Raw genomic sequence first — 1,342 nt, forward strand, 5'->3', positions numbered from 1 at the left:
ATGCGACGTCTTGTATTCCAGCGGTCATCGCAACGAGGGGTGATTCTCGGAGGCTAGCAGGCCAGCGAAGAGGTCTGCTGGGGCTCGATCTCCGAGGGTGATGCGCGGCCGGCGATTGAGCTCGTTCTCGACGCGTTCGAGGTCTCGGGCGCTGTGCACTGAGAGGTCCGTCGACTTCGGAAAGTACTGGCGTAGGAGCCCGTTCGTGTTCTCGTTCGATCCCCGCTGCCAGGGGCTGGCTGAGTCGCAGAAGTAGATCTTGGTTCCGGTCGCCTGCGTGATCTCGAGGTGTCTGGCCATCTCCGTGCCTTGGTCCCAGGTCACGGTTCGCCGCAGCGGCGACGGCAGCTGGTTGAGCGTCCTCACAAGCGCGTGGAGCAGTTCGGTCGAGTTATGCGCAGGGAGGTGCAGAAGCTTAACGAACCGGGTCTGCCGTTCGACGAGCGTGCCGATCGCTGACCGGCTGTGCGGTCCGACGATGAGGTCTCCTTCCCAGTGCCCCGCGGTCGAGCGATCGGTCGGCTCGAAGCCACGGTCGTGGACGGACAGCATGGGTTGCGCGAACCGGCGGCGGGTGCGGACCTGCCGGCTTTGTCCGCGTCGATGATCGCGTCCGGTTCGCAGCGGCGAGGGCGCAGGCTTGCGGATGATCCCCGAGTCGGGCCGGTAGACCGCTTGATAGATCGTCTCTGTCGCCACCCGCGCGGCCGGATCACCTGGATGGGCAAGCTTTAGTGCGCGAGCGATCTGCTGCGGGCTCCACCGCTCTCGCAGCTTCGCGAGCACGAACGCGTGTAACCCGGCGTTCGTGGACAGCTTGAGCGGTCGCGTGCGGCGCCGACGCGTCGCAGCCGCGGAGTGCGCGTGAAACGGACGATACTGCCCGGAGGCGTGCAGGTTGCGGCGAAGCTCTCTGCTGATCGTCGACGGCGCTCGCCCGAGGGCGTGCCCGATGGCGGTCGGACCGAGGCCCCGACTGGCGAGATCGGCGATCTGAATGCGCTCCGCCTCGGAGAGGAACCTAGGCGAGATCGTGCGGACAGCGAGCGGCTCGAGCGGTGGCACGAACTTGACGGTGCCATCCTTCTGCCGCACCAGCGAGCCGTTCTTCCAGCGATTACCCGACGACCGCGAGATCCCCAGCTTCTTGCACGCGCTGCGCACTGACCAACCATGCGCCAGCAACTCCAGGAACTTCCGGCGCTTCTGCGTCATCGGGCGACGACCCGGCCCCTTCGGAACACGACGAGACGACATACGAGAACCCCTTTCGACTGGTCCTCGTTGCGATGGTCACTGGAAACCACCCCGTCGCTATGGCCTCGTTTTCAACCGTCGCCGA

Annotated in this window: 1 protein-coding gene; it reads right to left on the minus strand. The window is 65.8% G+C overall.

What is annotated here, in order from left to right:
- Positions 1-24 precede the first annotated feature (24 nt).
- Complete coding sequence (locus RS82_RS00010; protein WP_425411870.1) at positions 25-1,257, minus strand: IS30 family transposase; 1,233 nt, start codon at positions 1,255-1,257, stop codon at positions 25-27.
- Positions 1,258-1,342 lie beyond the last annotated feature (85 nt).

The sequence above is a fragment of the Microbacterium trichothecenolyticum genome, assembly GCF_000956465.1.
GTDB lineage: Bacteria > Actinomycetota > Actinomycetes > Actinomycetales > Microbacteriaceae > Microbacterium > Microbacterium trichothecenolyticum.